Here is a 20637-nt window from a genome sequence, read left to right on the forward strand (position 1 = left end):
TCCTCATTAGCTAGACAAACTACAAGCATGTAGTTTTATCTGTTAATTATGTACTACCTAAATAAATTAGTTTATAATTAACAAGTATATATATTTAAAAATTTAAGATTAATTTTTTTATGACTTGTACAAATTTATCTGATATTCTCTTATTAAGAACTACCTAATTTGGGTAGTTCTTATTTTTTACATTTTAAGTAGTATTTAATTGCAATTTGGTAGTATTTTTTTATTATCTTATTCCTAGAACGGTAGTACTTAATATAAATATAGGTAGTATCTAATTTAAGTATTAATGGTAGTATCTAATTTAACAGGTAGTATGTAACTACTTTAAAGTAATTTTTTTCAGATTAACACAGTAGTATCTTATTAAATAAGTTAATTTTAATGGTAGTACATAATTATTATATATATCTGACATTGGTAGTACTTATTGTATTTTTTAGTAGTATATAATCTATTTTTTTCTAGCCTAAAGCCTTGTCTTATAAGAATAATATAATATATACTACTGAAATAAGGTAGTATATATCACTAGTAATGGTAGTATGTTTTATATGCATAAGGTAGTTCTTAATTTATTTTTTGTTTTGACACTGGTAGTACTTAATTATCTTTAATTTTAAAACTAAATTTTATTCATACGTTCTTCTGGTAGTATTTAATTATAAATAATATTTATTTAAAGTAGTTCTTAATGACTTTAAAGGTAGTACATAATTCATTTTATTTCTGATTTTAGGTAGTATTTAATTAAAAAACAGTTTTAATGCGTTTGCATTTTTTATTTATCTTTGCTATTTTCGAAAAGAGTAGGTAATTTTACATAAATAAAACAACGTGAAAGTAGAGGATCTACAATGACTGATTTTAATTTTTTTAAGGCGGATAGAGTTTACAACGAATTATTTTATCAATTTCCAAAAGTCTTTATTGTTTCTGACGAATACAAAAAAATGAAAGATTCAACTAAGATTGCCTATATGCTTTTAAAAGCAAGATTAGAGATCGCAATCAGCAAACGGCAAATCGATGAAGAAGGTAATGTTTATTTTACTTATACGACAAATGAACTATGTAGCGTATTAAACTGCCAAAAACAAAAAGCGATAGCAATCAAAAAAGAGTTGGAATCCTTTGGTTTATTATTACAAAAGCAGATGGGATTTAACAAACAGTTAGGGAAAAATAATCCTAATAGACTATATCTAGCAGAATTAAAAGTCTCAGAAAATGATATCTACTTACTCGAAAAATTTGATAGAGAGAATAGGGAAAACGTTGATAAATCAGTGGGTATGAAAATCATACCCACCCTCGACGAAAAATCAGACGCTGAATCCCTTGGGGCTCAAGAGGGTATGAAAATCATACCGTGCCAAAACGTTGATAAATCAGAGGGTATGAAAATCATACCAGAACTTAATAATAATATATTAGACACTAATAGACACAATATAGACACTGAAAAAGACCGCCTACAAGATCAATTGTTGTTAGACAATTTTGAGACAATTATGACAAACGACAGCATTGCTACGTTTGTCCCTGAACGAGTATTAAATTTGATAAAAACATTTTCTTCAAGTTACAGTGAAGCTCAAAAAACCGTCCAGACTATTCATAATGCAAAGAAAAAAGCTGAAATAGAAAGTGGTATTTCGATAGTTTTTGAAGAACTCGATAGTTATTATGTCAATGCAGAACAAGAATTATACACGACACTGTTAAAAGCCTATCAAAAATTAAAAACCGAAAAAGTCGAAAATATCCAGAACCTGATTTTTGTCTATGTAAAAAATTGGTTTATCGAAAAACCAATAGCTGCTAAAGTATCAAGTGAAAAACGTTTGAATTATGAAAGCTCCCCAAGCACTATTACGAAAGACTGGTTAGAGTGAAACTTTACTGACAAAGTGATTGTTGCTTCATGGAGTAACATTAAAATTAAAAATTTTTTATTATTCTAATTATATTACGAATATTACAAAATAATAGCTATTTTAATAGAATTTATAAGTTAAAATATTATGATAAAAATCACAAACGTAGCCTTTTACGTCATAAGTGTTAAAAGAAATAATTAATTTCAAATATAGAAAAGGGAACGTATGTTTGCATACTCCTTTTTTTTGAGTTATAATAATACGCGAAGAGAGATAATTTCATTATTTAAACAAGCTAAAAATCTTGATATTACTTCTTTTCAGGCAATACGAATATTATTCGCTTACATTTTTTTGTATAAATTTAATTGTCTGCTATGCCTGTGATGAATTGATTTTCGTTCTGCACTTTTGGACGATAAATTTGGACAATTGAAAATACAAAAAAAAGAAAGGCGGTATGAACTCGGAAGGCTGGTAATCTTCGTCAGCGTTCATACACGGCATTAAGATTTGGCCCTTAATGCGTTAACCTTTCAGTGTTACGGTATTACCCGCAACGGATTTAGTATAACAGATATTCAAAAGTGATACCACTTTTTTTGGCTGTGTTAAGGTTAAAAATACGTGATATTACGATGAATCTATGCCTAAGCATAATGTTATAAAAATGTCCGTGTGGCTCTTTGCCGTATGACGAACGCTGAAATTAGAGGGAACGCATGTTTGGATGCGTTCCCTCTTTTTTGTTTGTCATGAACGAAAATCAATTCTCTATTTTTGAAAAATAACAAGAAAAACTTGTTAAAAATATTTAAAGAAATTGGGTGGTTTATTTTATGTCATATACAGGAATTTTGAGTCTCAAAGATATTTGTCACTACGGTAAACGGTGTACCGCTACAGAGAAAATCACCAAGAAACTATCAACTGGCCAAAGTAAAACCGTTGTGCAGTGTAAGAAATATATAATCCAGAAAGACAAAGTCTCAGAGGAAATGATTTATTACATTGGGAAACAAAAGCAAATAATTTTAAAAGATCCTATCCCCTTAAAAGAGCTATATCCAACAATCAAACATGTTTATGACCAAAACGGTGTACTGATTGGTCGAAGAAAAAATGGAGTCTTGCGTTGTACCGCAAAAGGGATGGGGCGTTTGATCAGCTGAATTGATCATTCTCATAACTTGTATTTTATCGTTTTTCGCTTGCTTGAAAATATTGTCGAGACTTCTAAAGGAACTTAGAGTCACTAGAAAAATAAGGAGTAGACTTGATCTATCAACAATTCCCTTCGGGGAGTGACGGGGTAGGTTTTAACGATTGGTAACGTAAAAAATTGGTCAATCGAGTAAATGCGCTTGTTTGGATAGTGGTGAAATGAATTTGTGTAAATAATAAGCGCAGAGTAAACAAGAGGGAATTTAGAAGTTAGACAAGTTAGAATAGCGTCTAGATTAATCATGAGCAGCTACTAAGGGATCTAGACTTTAACGCAAACTCATGGAATAAGGAGTAGGTCTTCTCGTAATGGGGAGGACGCACAAGAAATTGTGTCGTGTGCTGCAGTACATGTAGATACTTGCGAGGACGTTGATTATTGGATCAATCGAGCATTTACCGCTGTCTACTAGGGTTTCTCGTTTCGGACGCCATAAACGAGTCGAAATTTTTTATGTATTTTTAAGTAAACGAAAAACGATAAAATATGAACAAGTCCTGAATAAAGTGAAAAAATTGATATAAAACATAGAGAAAATGAAATTTACGTAATGGAGGAATGACAAATGAAAAATTATGATCCGAATATACGATTGGGCACACATACTATTAAGGTTTCTTTCCAACGTTGGGATTACAAAGGATTTGTGACGTTTAGAAGAGGCGGAAATTGTAAAGGATTAGATGTTTTAGCATTAGACGAGGATGATTTATACGATTAAACATTGACTGATAATCCAATTGGATTCGGCTTGCTACCTGAAGATGATGAAGGCGATGAGTGGTTTAAAATGACGCTTACGAACGACAAAGGAGACGAATTGTCTGTAGAAGATACCTGGTCATATTTGAGTGATTATATTGTCAGTGTTGAAATCATTGACTTTGTAGCGGATAAAGAAGAATAAAAATTGGAGGAATAGATCATGAAATTTTTCGAAGTAAAATCACCATGCTATTATGCGTTAATCGCAGAAAATAATGAAGAAGAATGTGCAGAAATTACGACGAATAATAAAAAGCTAGTATTATCATTAGACATCGAGTAAAGAATTTATTTAGGAGGCAAATTAGATGGCGCGACCAGTTTTAGATGCGATGGATATGGATACTTTGACAAAAGGAAGGTATGTACAGCTGTTAGCTCGTAGTTATTCACCTAAAGATGTATTTAAAGCCTTATCCAAAGGAACAGATATGGAAAAAGAAAGATTACGAAAAGAGTTTGATTATTGGAGAACCTATAATGGAATCAAGGATTTGAAACCAGCAAGGCCAGTAGTTAAAAGAAAGAAAAAGATAACCCAAGAGTGAAGTGTAGAGCGTATGTGATCATAGGCTTTTTTATTTTTATCAAAACAAGGAAGGTAGAAAAACTCATGAATTGTAAAGAAATCGAAAATAGAAAAAAGTGTCGAAAGAAATGGAAGAAAAGTTACTAAAAACGATGAAACAAAAACACCTTAAAAGGTTATCTGTCATGCAATATATCAGTGACATGCAGATAACAGGAAAGGAGAAAGCCTGTCTATTGGGATCAATGAAAAATTTTGAACAGTTGAGACGAACTTATGTGAAAATAAGATCTAATTGCCAACTATTATTAGAAGTTTCTTGACGATTATGATATGAAAATGATCAATTATGATGTGGCATTGTTATTGAATAAAAAGAATAGTAAAATTTAACGTGGTTTATCTTGGTTAGATGTAGTTAAATTAATTCAAATATGGAAGGTAGATAGATGAATAAAAACAATAAAACTTTATTTAATCCTTACATGGGCGTAATCATTGTTTTTCTCCTTTTTAGTTATTTTGCTTATCAAGGTTATCTAAAGGACAAAATCGCTGAAAAAGTAGATGGTGTAACAAAAACAATCCATATTCAGGAACAAGCTAAAACCTATCAAGATAATTTAACCAGTTTAACGGATATTTGGATCAATACAAATACGATAGGTAGTTCTTTAATGACATTAGCTCTTCTTATCACAGGATTTGCTAGTTCATTTGGAAAATGGTACATGCGATTGCTATCATTACCAGCGTTGATTCTTGCTGGGGCAACGATTTGGGTTTGCCAATCGAAAGCAGCATTATACGCGCTTGTTATCTTCGTTATCCTAGAAATTTTACCTAAGAAGATTTTTCGAAACACACACTTGTCCTTTTGGATGTATGCAGCAGTTTCGGTTCTAGCTTTACCGATTTCTTATTTTGCTGCAATGTCAGACAAAGTTCATTTATTTACAGGACGAGAAGAAATTTGGCGCAAATTCTATGAAACATTAGGCGAAAAAACAGGACAAATATTTGTAGAGATGAACCTTTCTTTTTCCATATAGGAAATCAGATTCTAGGTAATCATAATACGTATCACGCACTCGTCAATCACTATGGATTGATTGGTTTTGCTCTATCGATTATTCTTTTGCTTAGTTTTTTATGGTTGCTCGTAAGAAAATGTGAGCTGACAAACGGACAACTAACATTCTTGTGGGCTTTTTTAGCGATCATGTGTCAATCATTCATGGAAGAAACATTAACTACAATCAGTTGGGTGCCAATTGTATTCTTAATGTTAGCAATGGCTACACACCAATATAAAACCACCAGATAAATGAAATAGAATAGTAATAAGAGAAAACACTTTTTCGTTGTGAAAAAGTGTTTTTTGTTTTGTCTGAAAGGAGGCAGATGGATGAAAAAATGGTTATTTGGTTTTTTAGGAGTCGCTTTAATCGTCTTTTGCAGTGTGTTTGGCTATGTTAGCTACCAAAAACATGAAGGAGAGGTGTTTAAGCAAAATATAGAAAAAAAGATGCCCGTAGATCAAATCAATGCACACGCAAAGAGTTATAAGGAGGATGCAACGAACGTCAATAATGATATGTCTTTGGGTCAAATGTTGTCCATACAAAAAGAAGCAATCAAAATGGGCGTCAATAAACAAGTATTTGCACAAATTCAGATTCCTGCACTTGGTTTAGTATTTCCAATTTTTAAAGGGGCAAATCAATACACTTTGAGTCTTGGAGCGGCTACTTATTTTTATGAAGATGCCGAAATGGGCAAAGGAAACTATGTCCTAGCAGGTCATAACATGGAAATGCCAGGGGTTTTATTTTCTGATATTCAAAAGTTGTCATTAGGGGAGGTGATGGACTTAGTTAGTAACGATGGCGTCTATCGTTACAAGGTAACGCGTAAATTTATCGTACCTGAGTACTTTAAATTAATCGATGGCGTTCCTGAAGAGAACTCTTTCTTGTCTTTGCCAAAGAAAGGAGAGAAACCCTTATTAACGTTGTTTACTTGTGTTTATACGTCACAAGGAAAAGAAAGATACGTGGTACAGGGAGAGCTACAATAACAAGGTTTTAATCAACGCGAGTCGTTGAAATATGAAATGAGGAGATAAAAAAATGGCAATAAATTGGTATGTAAAAAAAGCTGGAATGCTTGTTGGAATGTTAGGAATCATTGCAAGCTGCTTTCAGGGGTATCAAGCATATGCAGAAGATGTCACACAAAAAACGCCACCAGAGAAGGTCAATATCACGGTTCATAAATTAATGTACGATCAAGGAACGCAAATGAATGTTGATATTGACGGGATCAAAAACGATGGTTATACGCACGATCAATATCCTACAGGTGTAACGAAATACAACAAGGCAGATTATGGTGATGTTGAGTTTACGTTAGGAAATATTACGGATCAAGTATTACCGACTGAAGATTCTGATCTAACCAACGCGAAAGTGGACGAAATCGTTAAAGATGTAGAAGACAAGGGATCTAACAGTGAGTACGTCAAGAATGCAACCAATAAAATTACTTCAGCTGTAGATGAAAATGGTGAGATCACTTTTGCTGATCAACCAGCCTATGTCAATTCCAAAGGGAATGTATATGTGGTTTATGAAAGTAAATCCGCTGCTGGATTAGTCACACAAAAAGCAAAACCAATGGTTGTGATTGCGCCAATGACTGATAATACAGGTTCAGGTTTTTTAAAAGACATTCACTTATATCCTAAAAATATTGTTTCTAAGTTGAGTTTTGAATTAACGAAATTTGGTGACGATGGCACAGCTCAAAGCAAACAAACACCTTTAAAAGGGGCAAAATTTGAGTTATACAAGGGCGAACCTGGAAAAGGAACAAAATTAGGAGATCTTGTATCAGATGATCAAGGAAAGCTGACTGCTACTGATTTGACGTTAGGAAAATACTATTTTGTGGAAGTTCCTTCAGAAGTTGTAGTGGGATCAGATAAAGAACCAACAGCAGATCAATATTTATTAGGCGCAGACGCTCGCAACGATGCGCACAATAAATTAACCTTTGAAATTACGAATGATGGCGTGACAAGTGACTTAAAAGCTTCATACGTAAACTATAAAGCACCAGTGATCGATAAAACAGTAACAAATGGAACAGGACAAGAACATTCTTTCCAAATTGGTGACGCAGTAAATTATCAAGGAACGATTCATATCCCAACAGACATTGCAGGCGGAGCAGACGGTATCACAGTAAACGGCGTGAAAAGCGAAACTTCTCCTTACAGTGTATTTAAATGGGGGGATACAGCAGGGCAAGGACTTTCTTATGTCGCTGCTAAAGCAAATATCAAAATAACAAATAAAGATGGATCAGTGGTATTAAAAGAAAATACAGATTATAAGATCCAAAATTCAGAAAATGGCTTTGTGATCGATTTTATCGTGAATAATGGCCAAGTAAGTGATACTGTCGCAAGTTTACACGGACAAGATCTTCAAATGACTTATAACATGTATGTAAATGATAGCGCAGCTGTTGCCAATCCATTAACAAATAGCGTGGATTTCGTTTATAACAACAACCCATTTAATCAGGAAGAACACCACGAAAAAACGAAAGCTGATGTTGTGACTTATGGCGCAAAATTTTTAAAAGTTGATAGCGGGCTATTTGGAACAGGAATCAAAGCAACACCGCTTGAAGGCGCAGAATTTGCTGCTAAAAACGCAGAAGGAAAATATTATGGTGGATTAGTTGATACGGATAAAGACGGTGTCAAAGAAGCAGTATGGGTAGACGACGTAGCAAATGCAGCGATCCTAAAATCAGATAAAGAAGGTCACTTTGAAATCACTGGTTTAACTGAAGGTGAATATTCACTGGAAGAAACAAAAGCGCCTGAAAATTATCAAAAATTAACGAAAGAGATCTCTTTCGAAGTAGACAAAGATTCATACAAAGAAGAAAACCGAATCACGATCAAAAACAATCAAAAAGCTTCCGTACCAATGACTGGTAGTAACGGTTTCCAAACGTATGTATTGATCTCTTGCTTGTTGCTAGGAGCAGGGGCACTTTCTGCAGTTGTTTACTTTAAGAAGAAAGCCAAGAAGGATCAAATCAAATGATTATCAGGAAGCCTAAGAAAAAGCGAATCATGGGTAAATGGATCATTGCTTTCTGGTTACTTTCAGCTGCAGGTGTCTTACTTTTGATGCCTGCTGAAGCGAGCGTGGCGAAATACCAACAAAATCAGCAGATTGCCGCAATCGATCGAACAGGAACGGCAGCAGAAACGGATTCTTCTTTGGATGTTGCTAAGATTGAGTTAGGCGATCCTGTTGGTATTCTTACAATTCCAAGTATTTCTTTAAAACTACCAATTTATGACGGAACGTCCGACAAAATTTTAGAAAATGGTGTAGGTATTACGGAAGGAACTGGTGATATTACAGGAGGAAACGGTAAAAATCCTTTAATCGCAGGTCATAGTGGACTTTATAAAGATAATCTTTTTGATGATTTACCTTCAGTAAAAAAGGGAGAAAAGTTTTATATCAAAGTTGATGGTGAGCAGCACGCTTATCAAATCGATCGGATTGAGGAAGTGCAAAAAGACGAACTACAAAGAAACTTTGTCACTTACTTAGAACCAAATCCCAATGAAGATCGAGTAACGCTAATGACATGTACGCCTAAGGGGATCAACACACACCGTTTTCTAGTGTATGGGAAGCGAGTAACCTTTACAAAATCAGAATTAAAAGATGAAGAAAATAAGAAACAAAAATTATCTTGGAAATGGCTTTTAGGAAGTACTGTTTTTCTTTCAGTCATGATCATTGGTTCGCTATTTGTTTATAAAAAGGAAAAATAAAGGAGGGTAACCAACATGAGAAATAGAAAATGGCTATTTGTTTGTGCAGCCGCTCTTTTTTCTTTCACTGCCTACACACAGTTGACGTTTGCAGACAGACAAGAAAGCACGGATAGCACAGAACAAACAATCCAAACGTCAGATAGCAGCACGATTCAAAGCAGCGATGAAACCGTCGATTCGTCAACAGTTGATTCTTCAGAAGAACCTAAAATTGCTGAAGACGATCAAATAGTCAAACAGACCATTCACGTTCAAAAGATTATTTCTTCAGAACAATTAGACAACCAGGGGCATGAAAAACAAGAAGGAGTAAATGGCGCGAAGTTTTCTGTTTATGATGTATCGGACATTTTACAAAAGATGGATGTTAAGGATCTCACTACTGACCAAATTGAATCCCAATTAAAAGATCGAGTGAAAAAACTATCCAGTGATCAATTGAAGCTAGTTTCTAATGGAGAAACAAAGACAATTGATCAACAAACAGGTGTCTTTGAATTCTCGGTAGAAGTACAGGCAAATCAGAAACAAGCTTATTATATTGTCAATGAATCAAGTCCTGAAAACATTTCTAATAGCGAGGATATTTTGCTATTAACACCTGTTTCTGATAAAAACGGTGAATTCTTAAAGGATGTGTGGATCTATCCTAAATCAGAAGCTTCGCAACCTAAAGAAGAAGTAAAAAAAATCGTTTCTACTGGCGTAAAGAAAAACTTCTTTGAGAATTGTTGGGATTTTGTTACTCACTTGTTTTCTAGAGATTAAGGAAGAAATAAAATGAAACTGATCAAATTATTATTATTCAATCTTTCTTGTTTAACCGCAGTCTTTTTGTACTGCGGTTTATTATTTTCTAAACTATCTATTTTGCCAAGCTACCAACTATACCTAATGAGGATTTTAAACATACCAGCTGCTTCCATGCCGCTAGATATTATGGAAAAGCTCATTAGGAATCCATTATTTACTACGATCAATTTGATCGTTATTGTCGGAATTTCACTAGTCATTTATAAAAAAGAGGGGATGAAGGGATGAATTTTAAACACTCGTGGACAAGACGGTTAAAATATGTTTTTCCCATAATGATGATGTTAGGTACATTGTTTGGGTTAAAAACAGCCAATGTCTTTGCTGAAAAAGTTATTGTCGATCCGTCAAATCCAATCCAGAACGTAAAGAATAATTTTATTATTCCAAAAGATGTTCCTAATGCAAAAACAAATATTACTGTAAACGGAGCGTCAAAAGTTTACAAATATCATGTTGATGCCAACAAAGGTGGTTTTACAGACGACTACGTAGGATTAGTGGAGGGAAACAAAAATATACGCTATCCTTCTTTCCAAAAAGAATACGGTGAAACAAACCTTGTTTTAGAAGGCGTAACAACCAACACCAAAGTCAATATTGACTATGGAAAAATCGGTACGTATAACGGGAAAAAAGTCAATATCAAGCTAGTTCTATCTAATATTCACTTATACTCGGATACGTTGCCGTGGAATCTACTAGATAACAACTATACAAAAACTCATTTTCGAGACGATGGCTATAAAAATACGAATGGTGCAATGAGTAAATCTAAAAAAAGAACAGTACTTTGGATCTCAGACAATCTTTTCTCAGGAATTGTTTACCATTCAACACAAATGAATGTGCAGCTAGTAGCCACATATGAGGACGGTAGCCCCGTTCAATTTTCAGGAGATACATTTATCAGTTTTAACTCTTTGAACCCTGCAGGAGGAAAAAGCACGGATCTTAAAGGAGAATATGCCCACTATGACAAAATGAATACGACAGATTGGTATGTCAGAAAAGATACGGTTCTTTCAGAATTTAAATCTTTCTACAACAATCTGAACGTGGTAGGTGGCCACCCAGGAGGAAGCTCTAAGCTGACACAAGCGGATAATGATTTCAATAATTTGCATGATAAATTAGGAGATCCGAAGTTTGGTCAAGGTACTGTGTCCTTTAAAATATCTGAAGCAAATCCGACGTTTGTGATTGGTTCTTCTAATGTTCAAACCTGGTTTACTTTATCTTCTGCGACAATCTTTAGTGTTGTTCCTGATCAACCTGAAAAAACAGGGGTTGATAAAAATGGAAATAACGTGAACGATAAAATGTTGCAAGTAGGAGACACGATTCAATATCGAATCAAACAGAAGGTGAATCGATTAGGAGTGGATTTACTAGCGGTTTACGATCGATTTGAGTTAATCGATAATTTACCAAAAGAAGTAAATTACGTCGATGCACACGTTGAAAGTGGTACAAATAAAAAATTCGATGTATCTGGTGAAGTGACCTATGACAAAACAAAACACCAGGTAAAATATGCAGCGAAAGCTGATACATTAAAAAATCGAATGAAGTATAACGGCGAAACTTACGAATTAGTGATCAATGTAAAAGTCAATGAATTGGCCAATCAAAATAGTGTAGCCAAAAATCAGGGAACGTCGATCATTAATAAAGTAGAAAAGGATACAAATATCATTACCGTTTATTTCCCTAAAATTCCAGTGAAAGAAGTACAACAAAATGGAAAAGATGTAAACGGACGAAATGACGGTAAGAAGGGTACGCCGACAGCTCCTTTAAACGCAGGATCTGAAGTACAATATCTAGTCACACAAAAATGGCACACAAAAGGCGTAGACGCTGCGTCAGATCACTACAAACAATTTAGTATTCAAGATCCAATTGAAGCTCGTTTGACATATAAAGAAGTTTCTGCGCAAGTAATAGATAAGAGTAAAGGAAAAGATATTACTTCTGAAGGCACACTAACTTATGATAGCAATTCAAGAACGCTGAAGTGGGAAGCTTCCGCTGACTTCTTAAGTAACAATCTTTTAGATGGACGAGAAATTCAGCTGATATTTACAGCTAAAACTCCATTACAATCAGAAAAAAATATTGATAACCAAGCCGTAGTAGCAGTAGATAATGTTTCTAATAAAACAAATGTTGTGACAATTGGGGTTGATCCTAACTTGCCACAGGTAATTGTTCCTAAAACAGGTTCTACACATTTAGTAACGATTTCAGCGGTCAGCTTACTATTACTTGTGTTAGCAACTTTTAGTTATGCGGTTCTGAGATACATTTAAAATAAAAAAACGAAAGAATGAATAAAATGAAAAAGTTAATAATAGTAGTTACTTCCTTGATTGCCATGATTGTTATTTTAGTCGGATGTAGTAATGAAAAAAATAAACAAACTAATCAAGATAATGGCGTATTGAAATCAGGAACTATGTGGAAAGAAGAAGTAGGTGGTCTTGTTTATAATTTGAAAATTATAGACGAGACTACCTGGGAATACTCTGAGAGTGTATGGCATCCAGATCCTGTACAAATAACAGTCAAGAGGCAAAAAGACTATAAAGGTTTAGAAAGATACAAAATAGTAGATTCAGCTGGTGTTAGGGAATTTATAAACAAATCTGATTCTTTATTTATTGTTGTTCCCTATGAGAAGAATGGCGTAAAAAAAATAATTTTTCTTGGATCTAGCAAGGATGAAAAGCGAACGAAAGAGAAATTGATTCACGATGGATCACAATCCAATAAATATAAGTTACAAAAGACTAGCGAGTGATTGCTAGTCTTTTTATTTGTCCTGAAGGAGGAATCACAGTGGCAAAAGCTAAAACGCCATTTGAAAAAGCCGCGTCTAAAATCTTAGAACGCCGCGGTGTATCTGAAACACAGTGGAAACAAGAAGTCCTTGAAAAAGCACAATTTGACCTATTACGGGGAAAAGACAAGGACTTAGAAGGATATATCTATCAACGTGAACGTGAAAAGCTTGTTTTCGACGAAATTATTAAACACTAAAAGGAGCGAACAATTTTATGTTTGAATCAATTACAATGAATTTTTTAACACAACCGAAAGTAGTAGCTGCGGTTGATATTTTTAGAGCATTACAAACTGCCGCAACTAGTTTAAAAAACAATCTGATGATTTTTGCTGCTGCTGCGGCCGTTGCTTCCATTGTTATTGGGGGTCTTTTCTTCCTATTTGGACGAAGAGGAGCTGAAAATGGGAAGATGCACGTAGGCTATGTATTGATGGGGGTAGGAGTTATTTTAGCAGCAGCTTCTATTGTGGTTTCGTTATTTGGATTGTTTGGACAAACACCTCAAGGATTATAAGAAAGTAAAAAAGTAGGAGTAAGAAGTAGTCGATACTTTTTACTCCTTTTTTATGAAAGGAGAATACTCATGTACTTTACGATTGCAGGCAATACCAAAACAGATAAAGAGTTAATAAAAAAAGCAACGAAGGAAGTAGGAAAGCGTACTTCTTTTTTACCGAAAACAATTAAATATTCTGTCATTGAAACGGAAGAACAGCTACATGTGTTAGGGAAAGTACTGGAACACGAAAGTCGATCTTCTGTTAAGTTGACTCTCACGTTACATGACACAGAAGGAAAAATAGAGAAAGCTGGTACAGAATACGTTTTTGGGCAACTGGATTATCAAATTTCAGAAGGTTTCTATCCTACATTGATGGATTTAATCCGCCTTGATGTGTTTAAAGAAACGGATGAAACTATGAGTGTGGAAGAGTCTTATCGAAACGAAAAACTTTTACAAGTTTTAGAAGAAGAGTTAGAGAGCGACCAAAGAAAAGTGAATCAAGGGAGTGAAGTCGAAGTAAATGAAGAAGTACCATGGGAACGACCAATATTTCCAAAGAAGGAGTCAAAAGAAAAAGAGACAGTCTATGTTGACGAACAAGCTGATATTCCGACTCAGAAATCGATATTTGAGGAAGAGAACGATGTGATGGGTCAATTGGAGGTAGATCCCTTTGAAGAAACAATGGAGGATGAAGAGACGGCCGAAGTAGAAGTTGATCCAGTTGAAGCTAATGAAGAGTCAACATGGACTGAAGGGGATTCTCAGGAATATATTGAACCACTTATCAGTGAAGAAGTAGAAAAAAACGAAATAGAGGTACAAAAGGCAACTGTATTTGATTATATTTTGGATCAATATCCGCCAGAGCATGAATGGATGAAAGAAAAAAACAAATTATTTTTAAATGAGCTTTATTCGAAATATCAATTACCCCAAACCTATCAAGCATTTTTAGAGAGTAAAGAAGAATTAATCTCACAGGGTAAAGGCACACTTTTAGAACAGTTAGAGTCTGTCCAATCAACAAATTGGCATGAGCTTGCACAAGAAGATTTATTAGCCACCTTTGAAGAACGTCAACAAGAAACAGATCAAGAAATTAATGAGTATGCGACGGAACAGTCGTCTAATTGGGAGAAAGCAAAAGAGAAACTAAATAAAGAAGAACAGCGAGTGATTGAAGAAGAAGTACAAAAAATTAAAGAGCGATACGAAAAGAAACGCGACAATGCGTATTCCTTGTGTGTAGCAAAGATCAATAATTTTACTCAGACGAATCAAGAAGCGTTATCGAAAGAAAAAGAAAACTTGTTAAAAGAACGTATTAAAGAACGAAAAGAAGAATTTTACCGAGGTTTGCGTACAGATAAGCTAAAGATTAGCAAAGAATTAAATGAACAACTGAATAAGCTATATCAAACAACGACTGAAGTTCTTATGGAAAAACACGAACAGATCCAGCAAGAATTACAAGTACAAATTCCAAAATGGAAAAAAGAGTATGAAATTCAACAACAAGAATTGAAAGAACAAGAAGAAAAACAACGGCAAAAAGAAAAAGAGCGCGAACAATTAGAACTAAAAAAACGTGAACAGGATCTTGCGGAACAACAAATGGCAATAGAAAAACAACGGTTAAACCAAGAAAAGGAAAAAGAAGCAGCTGCTCGTAAGGAACGTCAAGAACAAATGGATACATTGCGACAAGCTCAGTTAAATTATCTAGCACAACCTCAACCAACGCCTTCAGTAGCTGCTGTTCAAACCCCAATGAACAACCAAACAAATCTAACTCCTTCACCACAGCGTTCCTTTAACGGATGGATGGTGGGATGTATTGCAAGTTTAAGCTTGCTTCTAGGTGGAGGGACAGTATTTGCTTTTAATCATATCAATCAATCTTCACAGGCTGATTCTGTAGCCACAACGACGTCAATCAAGGAAGAAGCCCAAGAACAAGCAAGAAAAGAGTATGAACAACAATTAGAAGAATTATTGAATCGTACCAATCAGTCAACAACAGAGTCAAGTATGGAAAATAGCAAAGAGAGTGATCCTAGTAAGGCTAAAGAAGGATCAAGCGATTCAACTGTACAATCAAACACTTCCGAAAGTTCAGAATCAAATGAGGTGAAATAATGCGTGTTAGAGAAACAACGAGACGAAAAGACAAACGATTCAATTTAGAAAAGAATAGGTATCTTTCTCATTTCTATCGCTATACTCCTTCAGGAGAAGAGCTACCAGAAAAACATGACAAACGTATTTCTCAAAAGATTTTTTATAGTGGCTTAGCTTATCTTCCTTTAAACTATGTTGTTACAAGAATACCAGAAGCATTTCATCGATTTGAGATTATTCCAGGAAGTTTACAAGGAGTGAATATTTTTCAGTTACAAGAAATGCCGCAGTTATTCCATTTTGATTCAACTGGTTTTTGGAATCCTTTGACCCCAACAACAAGTTTAGGCACACGTTTAGTTGTTTCTACGATTTGTGTTGTTCCAGCTGTACTTATGGGATTGAAAATGGACATGTGGTTTCGTCCTCTAGCAGATGGGCAAAAAGGAGATAACCGATTAAAAACGTTAAAGGAAATCCAACAAATTTATCCGCAAATACCAGAATCAAAGGGAGGTTTTCCTGGTTATGGCGGAATACCAATTACTCATTATAAAAAGTACTGGTATATTCAGACGGATACAGTAAATACTTGTATTGTTGGTACTTCCCGTTCAGGGAAAGGACAGATAGAAGTTTTAGCAACCATTGACAATTTGTCTCGTGCAGAAAGACAAAGTTCAATGGTTGTTAATGATCCAAAAACAGAATTATATGTTGCTAGTAAAGATGAACTAGAAGCTAGAGGGTATGATGTGTATGCATTTAATATCACCGATCCACTGCAATCAATGAGTGATAATCCATTGGCACTCATCGTGAAATACTGGAAGCGAGGAGACATAGACACAGCGACACAGTTAACCAATACTTTCACGAATACGATTTATTATGATGCCAACGCTTCAGACAATAAATACTTTAACGAAAATGCGCAAAAAGCTGTCAATGCGCTTATTTTTGCGTTATTGGAACAAGCGGATCAGACAGGGGATTACTCCAAATTAACACCGAATAATCTCGTCGAACTTCTTTCTGAGATTGGTGGTTTTAATTACCAAGATCCTGATAATGAATTCAAGCAGCTCAATGCTTTAGATGAATTTATGAATCAGTTACCACCTGGAAACATAGCAAAAAAACAATATGGGGCAACAAAAATTGGTTCTGATAAAGCGAAAGGCAACATTCTATCGACAGCGATCACAGGACTAAATCCATTTACACTGACGAAAATTGCGAAAATGACTTCTCAATCAACCATTGATTATAAGTCCATTGGTTTTCCGAAGTATTTGGATCTCAAACTACACGAGAGTCTGTTAAACCAGCGAATTGTTGTAGAGTTTTATCATCAAGGAAAAAAATTTCATGAGGAACGTGTCAAAGTAGGCTATAGAGGTTTTTGTGAAATTAACTTTGATTGTCATTTAGAACAGGGAGATCATGTTTGCTTAAAATATGATCATCGAGGAAAAGAATATGTTGCTTGGTATGAGTTTTCTCAAAGAGTATTGAAAGACGAAGAGGGAAATATCGTTTATCGAAAAAAACGAGGAGAAACCCATTTGCCAGAATTAGAAAAAGAAGCCGTTCTAACATTAGATGAGGATAAAAGTAACTTATTAGTAGAGTCTATTCGGATGCACTATACCGATAAACCAATGGCTATTTTTATGCTCACACCTGATTATGATCCATCTAACCATATCATTGTTAGTATTTTTCTTAGTCAGTTGTATAAAGAATTATCTACGCAATGTGTTAAGACTAAAGGAGATAAATGTCACCGTAGGATTCATTTTATTTTAGATGAATTTGGGAATATGCCACCAATGGATAATATGGAAGGAATCATGACAGTCACAGATGGTAGAAACATGTTGTGGGATCTGTTTATTCAATCTTATCAGCAACTTTATGCGAAGTATGGGGAACAAAACGCAGCGATTATCAAAGAAAATTGTCAGACACATATTTATATTATGTCGACAGACGATAATACCATCGAAGAATTTTCCAAAAAAGTGGGGAATAAGACGGTTGAACAAGAAAACAGTACCATCAATTCATTAGGTATGAATACTCATATCAATCGCAATGTTGATTCAGATCGTATCTTAACTCCTGAAAGAATTTCTACTTTTTTAGAAGGTGAAACGATTGTACTCGCTCCTTTAAAACGACAAGATTTGAAAGGTCATAAAATACGGCCGTATCCTATTTTTAATCATGGGGAAACGAATCTTCCTTATGCTTATCAATATATTGAAGATTTCAATCCATCGTGGGATATCAATGATATAGACATACATTGTACACATGCGGACTTGGATCTTAAGGCTTTACAAATTGATTACGATTATTTTCTACCTGATATCTATGCACGTCGACTTTATCACAATATGCACGATCAAATAGAAGAGGAAGCTAAAGAAAACATTTTTATTAAAATCGTTCAATCTTTAGACAACTCAACGGCACAAAAGTTACTTATTCAATTTTATGAAGAGAAGCAAATAGATCGTTTGCAAGAATACCTTGAAAAATTGCGTCAAAATGAAGAAATTACAGAGGTTATAAGGAAACGACTTTTGCTAGAAGCTGAAAAGGCGGTGAAAGAATGATCATTGGAGGAATATTTTCCGGCATTGCCGACTGGTGGTCAGGCTTATTTGGAGATGGGGATGCAGATCCCAAAACCGTAACGAAAGTCTTACAAGATTATGGTAATTATCTGCAGTATCAAGATGTATTCAGTTGGATTTGTAATACTTTTTTATGGGGTTTGATTAAAGGGTTATATAATCTCAATACTTTACTAGAAAAAACAATTTATCAAAGCTTTGATTTAAAAGACTTATTGAACGCCGCTGGTGTTAATGAACTGTTTCAAAGTTTGATTAGTAAGGTATTGGCTCTTTTTTGTGTCGTCACATTAATTTATTTAGGCTTAAAATTTTTTATGAGTAAACATCCACCAAAAATCAAAAATATCTTGGTTAATCTATTTATGGCCATGATTTTGATTTTTGGTGGTAATTCTTTAATCGATGAAGGGCTAAATATTAGTAAAAACTTTTACGGAGACGTGACTGCAGCAAATAAAGCAGATAAAACGGGTTCACCTGCTTTTCAAATTATTCAAAATAATGTGATCGATGTCAGTACATTACTAGCAACTGACCCGAATAAAGTAGAATCCCTGCCAACAGACAAAAGAAATGCTTTAACAGCGAAAAATTTTAAAACAGCGAATATCAATGGGATTATTACTCCTAAACAAGCTAAAGAAATGGCGGATAAAGATAAGAGTGGTTTATCAGATTTACAAAAGGATCGGTTAAGAGCGTTACAATACCGACTGGAACTGGATGATAATGGAAAAGAAATTCCTGTGCAAATCAGTGATGAAGGCTTAGCCAAATATGTTTATACTTCAGGGTATCGTCGATACATTAGTAGTCCAGGGATTATTTTAGCTGGTGAATCTTCTTTGGCGGTGGCCTATTTATTTATCTTGTTTACGATTGTTACTTGCATTATTGAGCTGGTATTTAAAAAATTCTATTTAGTGATTGCCGCGTCAACGGACTTTGAGACAGGACAACGGATGAAAAGTGCGATAGAAGATATTTCTCAATCCTTCTTGTTATTGGCATTTACGATTTTAGAATTACGAATCTATACATTAATGCTTTCAGGTATCGGTGATTTGCATGCGGAAGGAAAGATCAATGGATTCTTGTATGTTGTCGCTTTAATTGTACTAACCATTGCGCTATTCAAAGGCTCTCAATCAGTTACGAAAATTTTCGGCGTTGATACGAGTCTGAAAAACGGCAGCAATTCTCTTCTTAGCATGTTTGCCTTAGGAAATATTGCGAAAAATGTGGGTAGTGGGGCTAAAAACCTTGCAAGTGCTGGTAAGAGTGGTTTAAGCAATTTAAATGATATTCGTAAAAATGGATTTGGCAATCGAAAAGATGGTACTCCTGATAACGGGGAAGAACAACCAGACGATAAAGCTACAACAGTACCTAATAGTAAAAAGACAGTTTCCGAAATGTTCGGGAAAGCGAAGAATGGTGTTTCTAAAGCCGCAGAAGGTCTTGGTTACGTCAATGAACGTGGGTTAAAAGGAACAGCTGAAGATCTTACAGAAAAAGCCAAAGACACCTTAGAAGAAAAATTAGACGGCACGAGAGCCAAAGAATTGGCTGAAGCTGTGAAGAATCCGTCCGAAGCACTAGAAAAACAAAAAGAAAAAGCTTCAGAAGTCAAAGAAGGACTAAAAGATGCGTATGGTGAAGGACAAGTCAATGCAGCAGTGAAGGCAAATACAACAAGTGAAAAAGAAAATCAAGAAGGTGCAGCGATTCCTTCAGCCAAAGATCACCAAGATGAGTTACATTCTAACGAAAATTCGATCGGAGAAAAAGATTCAGAAGAAGGACAACATGGTCAGTTACCAAAAACCGATCCAGAACAATATCGTTATAAATCTAACATTAATTCTGAAAACGAAAAACGCATTTCAGATTTACCAAAACGAAATCAAGAAGTACAAACGGATGAGGATTCCATCGATCTGCCAAATGATAATGGCATCGAAGTTGGAACTGAAAAATCAACTAAAATTGGTTTGCCTAAGACACAAAATTTACCAATGAAAGATAGTCGTTGGAATCAATTCAAGGAGAATGATCAAAGCTTTGTTCACCAATCAACTGCAGGTAATGTTCAAATGAAACCAAGTCGTTTGCCTGAAAATGGAAATCTGACAACTGTTTCTTACAATTTATCTGAAAGTGGGGAGACAGGGAATGCGTCCGTTCAAAATGTTGTGACAAGAGAAGCTGCACCACAACCTATTCAAAAAGTTCACACAGGTTACAAGCCAGCAAATGTGGCATTTACTGCACCAACAAAAATAAATGTGACACGAGAAACTAAAAACAGGAACAATGAATTGAAAGAACAACTATTGCGGGATATCAAACAGGATATCAAACCATAAAAGGCCTACAAGTTAGGCCTTTTTTCTATGTATGAAA

At 34.8% G+C, this 20637-nt stretch carries 16 protein-coding genes and 3 pseudogenes; all 19 read left to right on the forward strand.

Annotation, left to right across the window (positions count from 1 at the left end; genetic code table 11):
- Positions 1 to 863: 863 nt before the first annotated feature.
- The 19 genes and pseudogenes from ESP02_RS05885 to ESP02_RS05970 all read left to right on the forward strand — a co-directional run bounded on the left by ESP02_RS05885 (position 864) and on the right by ESP02_RS05970 (position 20600).
- The gene (locus ESP02_RS05885) at positions 864 to 1904 is read left to right on the forward strand and encodes a replication initiator protein A (protein WP_146926015.1); all 1041 of its coding nucleotides are present in this window, start codon (positions 864 to 866) and stop codon (positions 1902 to 1904) included.
- Positions 1905 to 2728: 824 nt separating this feature from the next.
- Positions 2729 to 3061 carry a type IV conjugative transfer system protein TraE gene (traE, locus tag ESP02_RS05890; protein ID WP_002322486.1) on the forward strand — a complete coding sequence of 111 codons (333 nt, stop codon included), beginning with the start codon at positions 2729 to 2731 and terminating at the stop codon, positions 3059 to 3061.
- A 618-nt stretch (positions 3062 to 3679) separates the two neighbouring features.
- Positions 3680 to 4021: pseudogene (locus ESP02_RS13455) on the forward strand (DUF5406 family protein).
- An 18-nt stretch (positions 4022 to 4039) separates the two neighbouring features.
- Entirely contained in the window at positions 4040 to 4162 is a 123-nt protein-coding gene (locus ESP02_RS13460) for a hypothetical protein (protein ID WP_002293478.1), read from the forward strand.
- A gap of 25 nt (positions 4163 to 4187) precedes the next feature.
- Positions 4188 to 4427 (forward strand): hypothetical protein, encoded by a 240-nt coding sequence (locus ESP02_RS05900; protein WP_002316050.1) that lies wholly within the window; start codon positions 4188 to 4190, stop codon positions 4425 to 4427.
- Between the two features lie 65 nt (positions 4428 to 4492).
- Positions 4493 to 4731: pseudogene (locus ESP02_RS05905) on the forward strand (hypothetical protein).
- 354 nt (positions 4732 to 5085) lie between these two features.
- A pseudogene (locus ESP02_RS13285) lies at positions 5086 to 5735 on the forward strand (EpaQ family protein).
- 81 nt (positions 5736 to 5816) lie between these two features.
- Positions 5817 to 6488 carry a class A sortase gene (locus tag ESP02_RS05915; protein ID WP_040118390.1) on the forward strand — a complete coding sequence of 224 codons (672 nt, stop codon included), beginning with the start codon at positions 5817 to 5819 and terminating at the stop codon, positions 6486 to 6488.
- A gap of 52 nt (positions 6489 to 6540) precedes the next feature.
- Positions 6541 to 8535: a pilin N-terminal domain-containing protein gene (locus tag ESP02_RS05920; RefSeq protein ID WP_040118391.1), complete on the forward strand. Its 1995-nt coding sequence runs from the start codon at positions 6541 to 6543 to the stop codon at positions 8533 to 8535.
- Positions 8532 to 9284, forward strand: a complete 753-nt coding sequence (locus tag ESP02_RS05925) for a class C sortase (protein ID WP_040118392.1) — start codon at positions 8532 to 8534, stop codon at positions 9282 to 9284. Before ESP02_RS05920 ends, ESP02_RS05925 begins: the two co-directional genes overlap by 4 nt.
- 15 nt (positions 9285 to 9299) lie before the next feature.
- Entirely contained in the window at positions 9300 to 10055 is a 756-nt protein-coding gene (locus ESP02_RS05930) for a pilin N-terminal domain-containing protein (protein ID WP_002320589.1), read from the forward strand.
- A 12-nt stretch (positions 10056 to 10067) separates the two neighbouring features.
- A complete protein-coding gene (locus tag ESP02_RS05935) occupies positions 10068 to 10328 on the forward strand; it encodes a hypothetical protein (protein WP_002314405.1) in 261 nt (86 codons plus the stop codon).
- On the forward strand, positions 10325 to 12415 hold the full coding sequence (locus ESP02_RS05940; protein ID WP_002314406.1) for an isopeptide-forming domain-containing fimbrial protein: 2091 nt from the start codon (positions 10325 to 10327) through the stop codon (positions 12413 to 12415). Before ESP02_RS05935 ends, ESP02_RS05940 begins: the two co-directional genes overlap by 4 nt.
- Positions 12416 to 12441: 26 nt before the next feature.
- Positions 12442 to 12906 (forward strand): hypothetical protein, encoded by a 465-nt coding sequence (locus ESP02_RS05945; RefSeq protein ID WP_002310966.1) that lies wholly within the window; start codon positions 12442 to 12444, stop codon positions 12904 to 12906.
- A complete protein-coding gene (locus ESP02_RS05950; RefSeq protein WP_002305229.1) occupies positions 12903 to 13145 on the forward strand; it encodes a DUF5415 family protein in 243 nt (80 codons plus the stop codon). Before ESP02_RS05945 ends, ESP02_RS05950 begins: the two co-directional genes overlap by 4 nt.
- A 17-nt stretch (positions 13146 to 13162) precedes the next feature.
- Positions 13163 to 13465: a hypothetical protein gene (locus ESP02_RS05955; RefSeq protein WP_002295662.1), complete on the forward strand. Its 303-nt coding sequence runs from the start codon at positions 13163 to 13165 to the stop codon at positions 13463 to 13465.
- 69 nt (positions 13466 to 13534) lie between these two features.
- On the forward strand, positions 13535 to 15598 hold the full coding sequence (locus tag ESP02_RS05960; protein WP_040118393.1) for a hypothetical protein: 2064 nt from the start codon (positions 13535 to 13537) through the stop codon (positions 15596 to 15598).
- Positions 15598 to 18207 (forward strand): VirD4-like conjugal transfer protein, CD1115 family, encoded by a 2610-nt coding sequence (locus ESP02_RS05965; protein WP_040118394.1) that lies wholly within the window; start codon positions 15598 to 15600, stop codon positions 18205 to 18207. The genes ESP02_RS05960 and ESP02_RS05965 overlap by 1 nt, the downstream gene beginning before the upstream one ends.
- Positions 18204 to 20600, forward strand: a complete 2397-nt coding sequence (locus ESP02_RS05970; RefSeq protein ID WP_040118395.1) for a pLS20_p028 family conjugation system transmembrane protein — start codon at positions 18204 to 18206, stop codon at positions 20598 to 20600. Before ESP02_RS05965 ends, ESP02_RS05970 begins: the two co-directional genes overlap by 4 nt.
- Positions 20601 to 20637 lie beyond the last annotated feature (37 nt).

The organism is Enterococcus sp. NBRC 3427 (assembly GCF_007996925.1).
In the GTDB taxonomy this organism is placed as follows: Bacteria; Bacillota; Bacilli; order Lactobacillales; family Enterococcaceae; genus Enterococcus_B; species Enterococcus_B lactis.

Bases quoted from the DNA above. Each gene is read 5' to 3' on its own strand.
- ESP02_RS05885 (WP_146926015.1), top strand. From the start codon at position 864: ATGACTGATTTTAATTTTTTTAAGGCGGATAGAGTTTACAACGAATTA.
- traE (WP_002322486.1), top strand. From the start codon at position 2,729: ATGTCATATACAGGAATTTTGAGTCTCAAAGATATTTGTCACTACGGT.
- ESP02_RS13460 (WP_002293478.1), top strand. From the start codon at position 4,040: ATGAAATTTTTCGAAGTAAAATCACCATGCTATTATGCGTTAATCGCA.
- ESP02_RS05900 (WP_002316050.1), top strand. From the start codon at position 4,188: ATGGCGCGACCAGTTTTAGATGCGATGGATATGGATACTTTGACAAAA.
- ESP02_RS05915 (WP_040118390.1), top strand. From the start codon at position 5,817: ATGAAAAAATGGTTATTTGGTTTTTTAGGAGTCGCTTTAATCGTCTTT.
- ESP02_RS05920 (WP_040118391.1), top strand. From the start codon at position 6,541: ATGGCAATAAATTGGTATGTAAAAAAAGCTGGAATGCTTGTTGGAATG.
- ESP02_RS05925 (WP_040118392.1), top strand. From the start codon at position 8,532: ATGATTATCAGGAAGCCTAAGAAAAAGCGAATCATGGGTAAATGGATC.
- ESP02_RS05930 (WP_002320589.1), top strand. From the start codon at position 9,300: ATGAGAAATAGAAAATGGCTATTTGTTTGTGCAGCCGCTCTTTTTTCT.
- ESP02_RS05935 (WP_002314405.1), top strand. From the start codon at position 10,068: ATGAAACTGATCAAATTATTATTATTCAATCTTTCTTGTTTAACCGCA.
- ESP02_RS05940 (WP_002314406.1), top strand. From the start codon at position 10,325: ATGAATTTTAAACACTCGTGGACAAGACGGTTAAAATATGTTTTTCCC.
- ESP02_RS05945 (WP_002310966.1), top strand. From the start codon at position 12,442: ATGAAAAAGTTAATAATAGTAGTTACTTCCTTGATTGCCATGATTGTT.
- ESP02_RS05955 (WP_002295662.1), top strand. From the start codon at position 13,163: ATGTTTGAATCAATTACAATGAATTTTTTAACACAACCGAAAGTAGTA.
- ESP02_RS05960 (WP_040118393.1), top strand. From the start codon at position 13,535: ATGTACTTTACGATTGCAGGCAATACCAAAACAGATAAAGAGTTAATA.
- ESP02_RS05965 (WP_040118394.1), top strand. From the start codon at position 15,598: ATGCGTGTTAGAGAAACAACGAGACGAAAAGACAAACGATTCAATTTA.
- ESP02_RS05970 (WP_040118395.1), top strand. From the start codon at position 18,204: ATGATCATTGGAGGAATATTTTCCGGCATTGCCGACTGGTGGTCAGGC.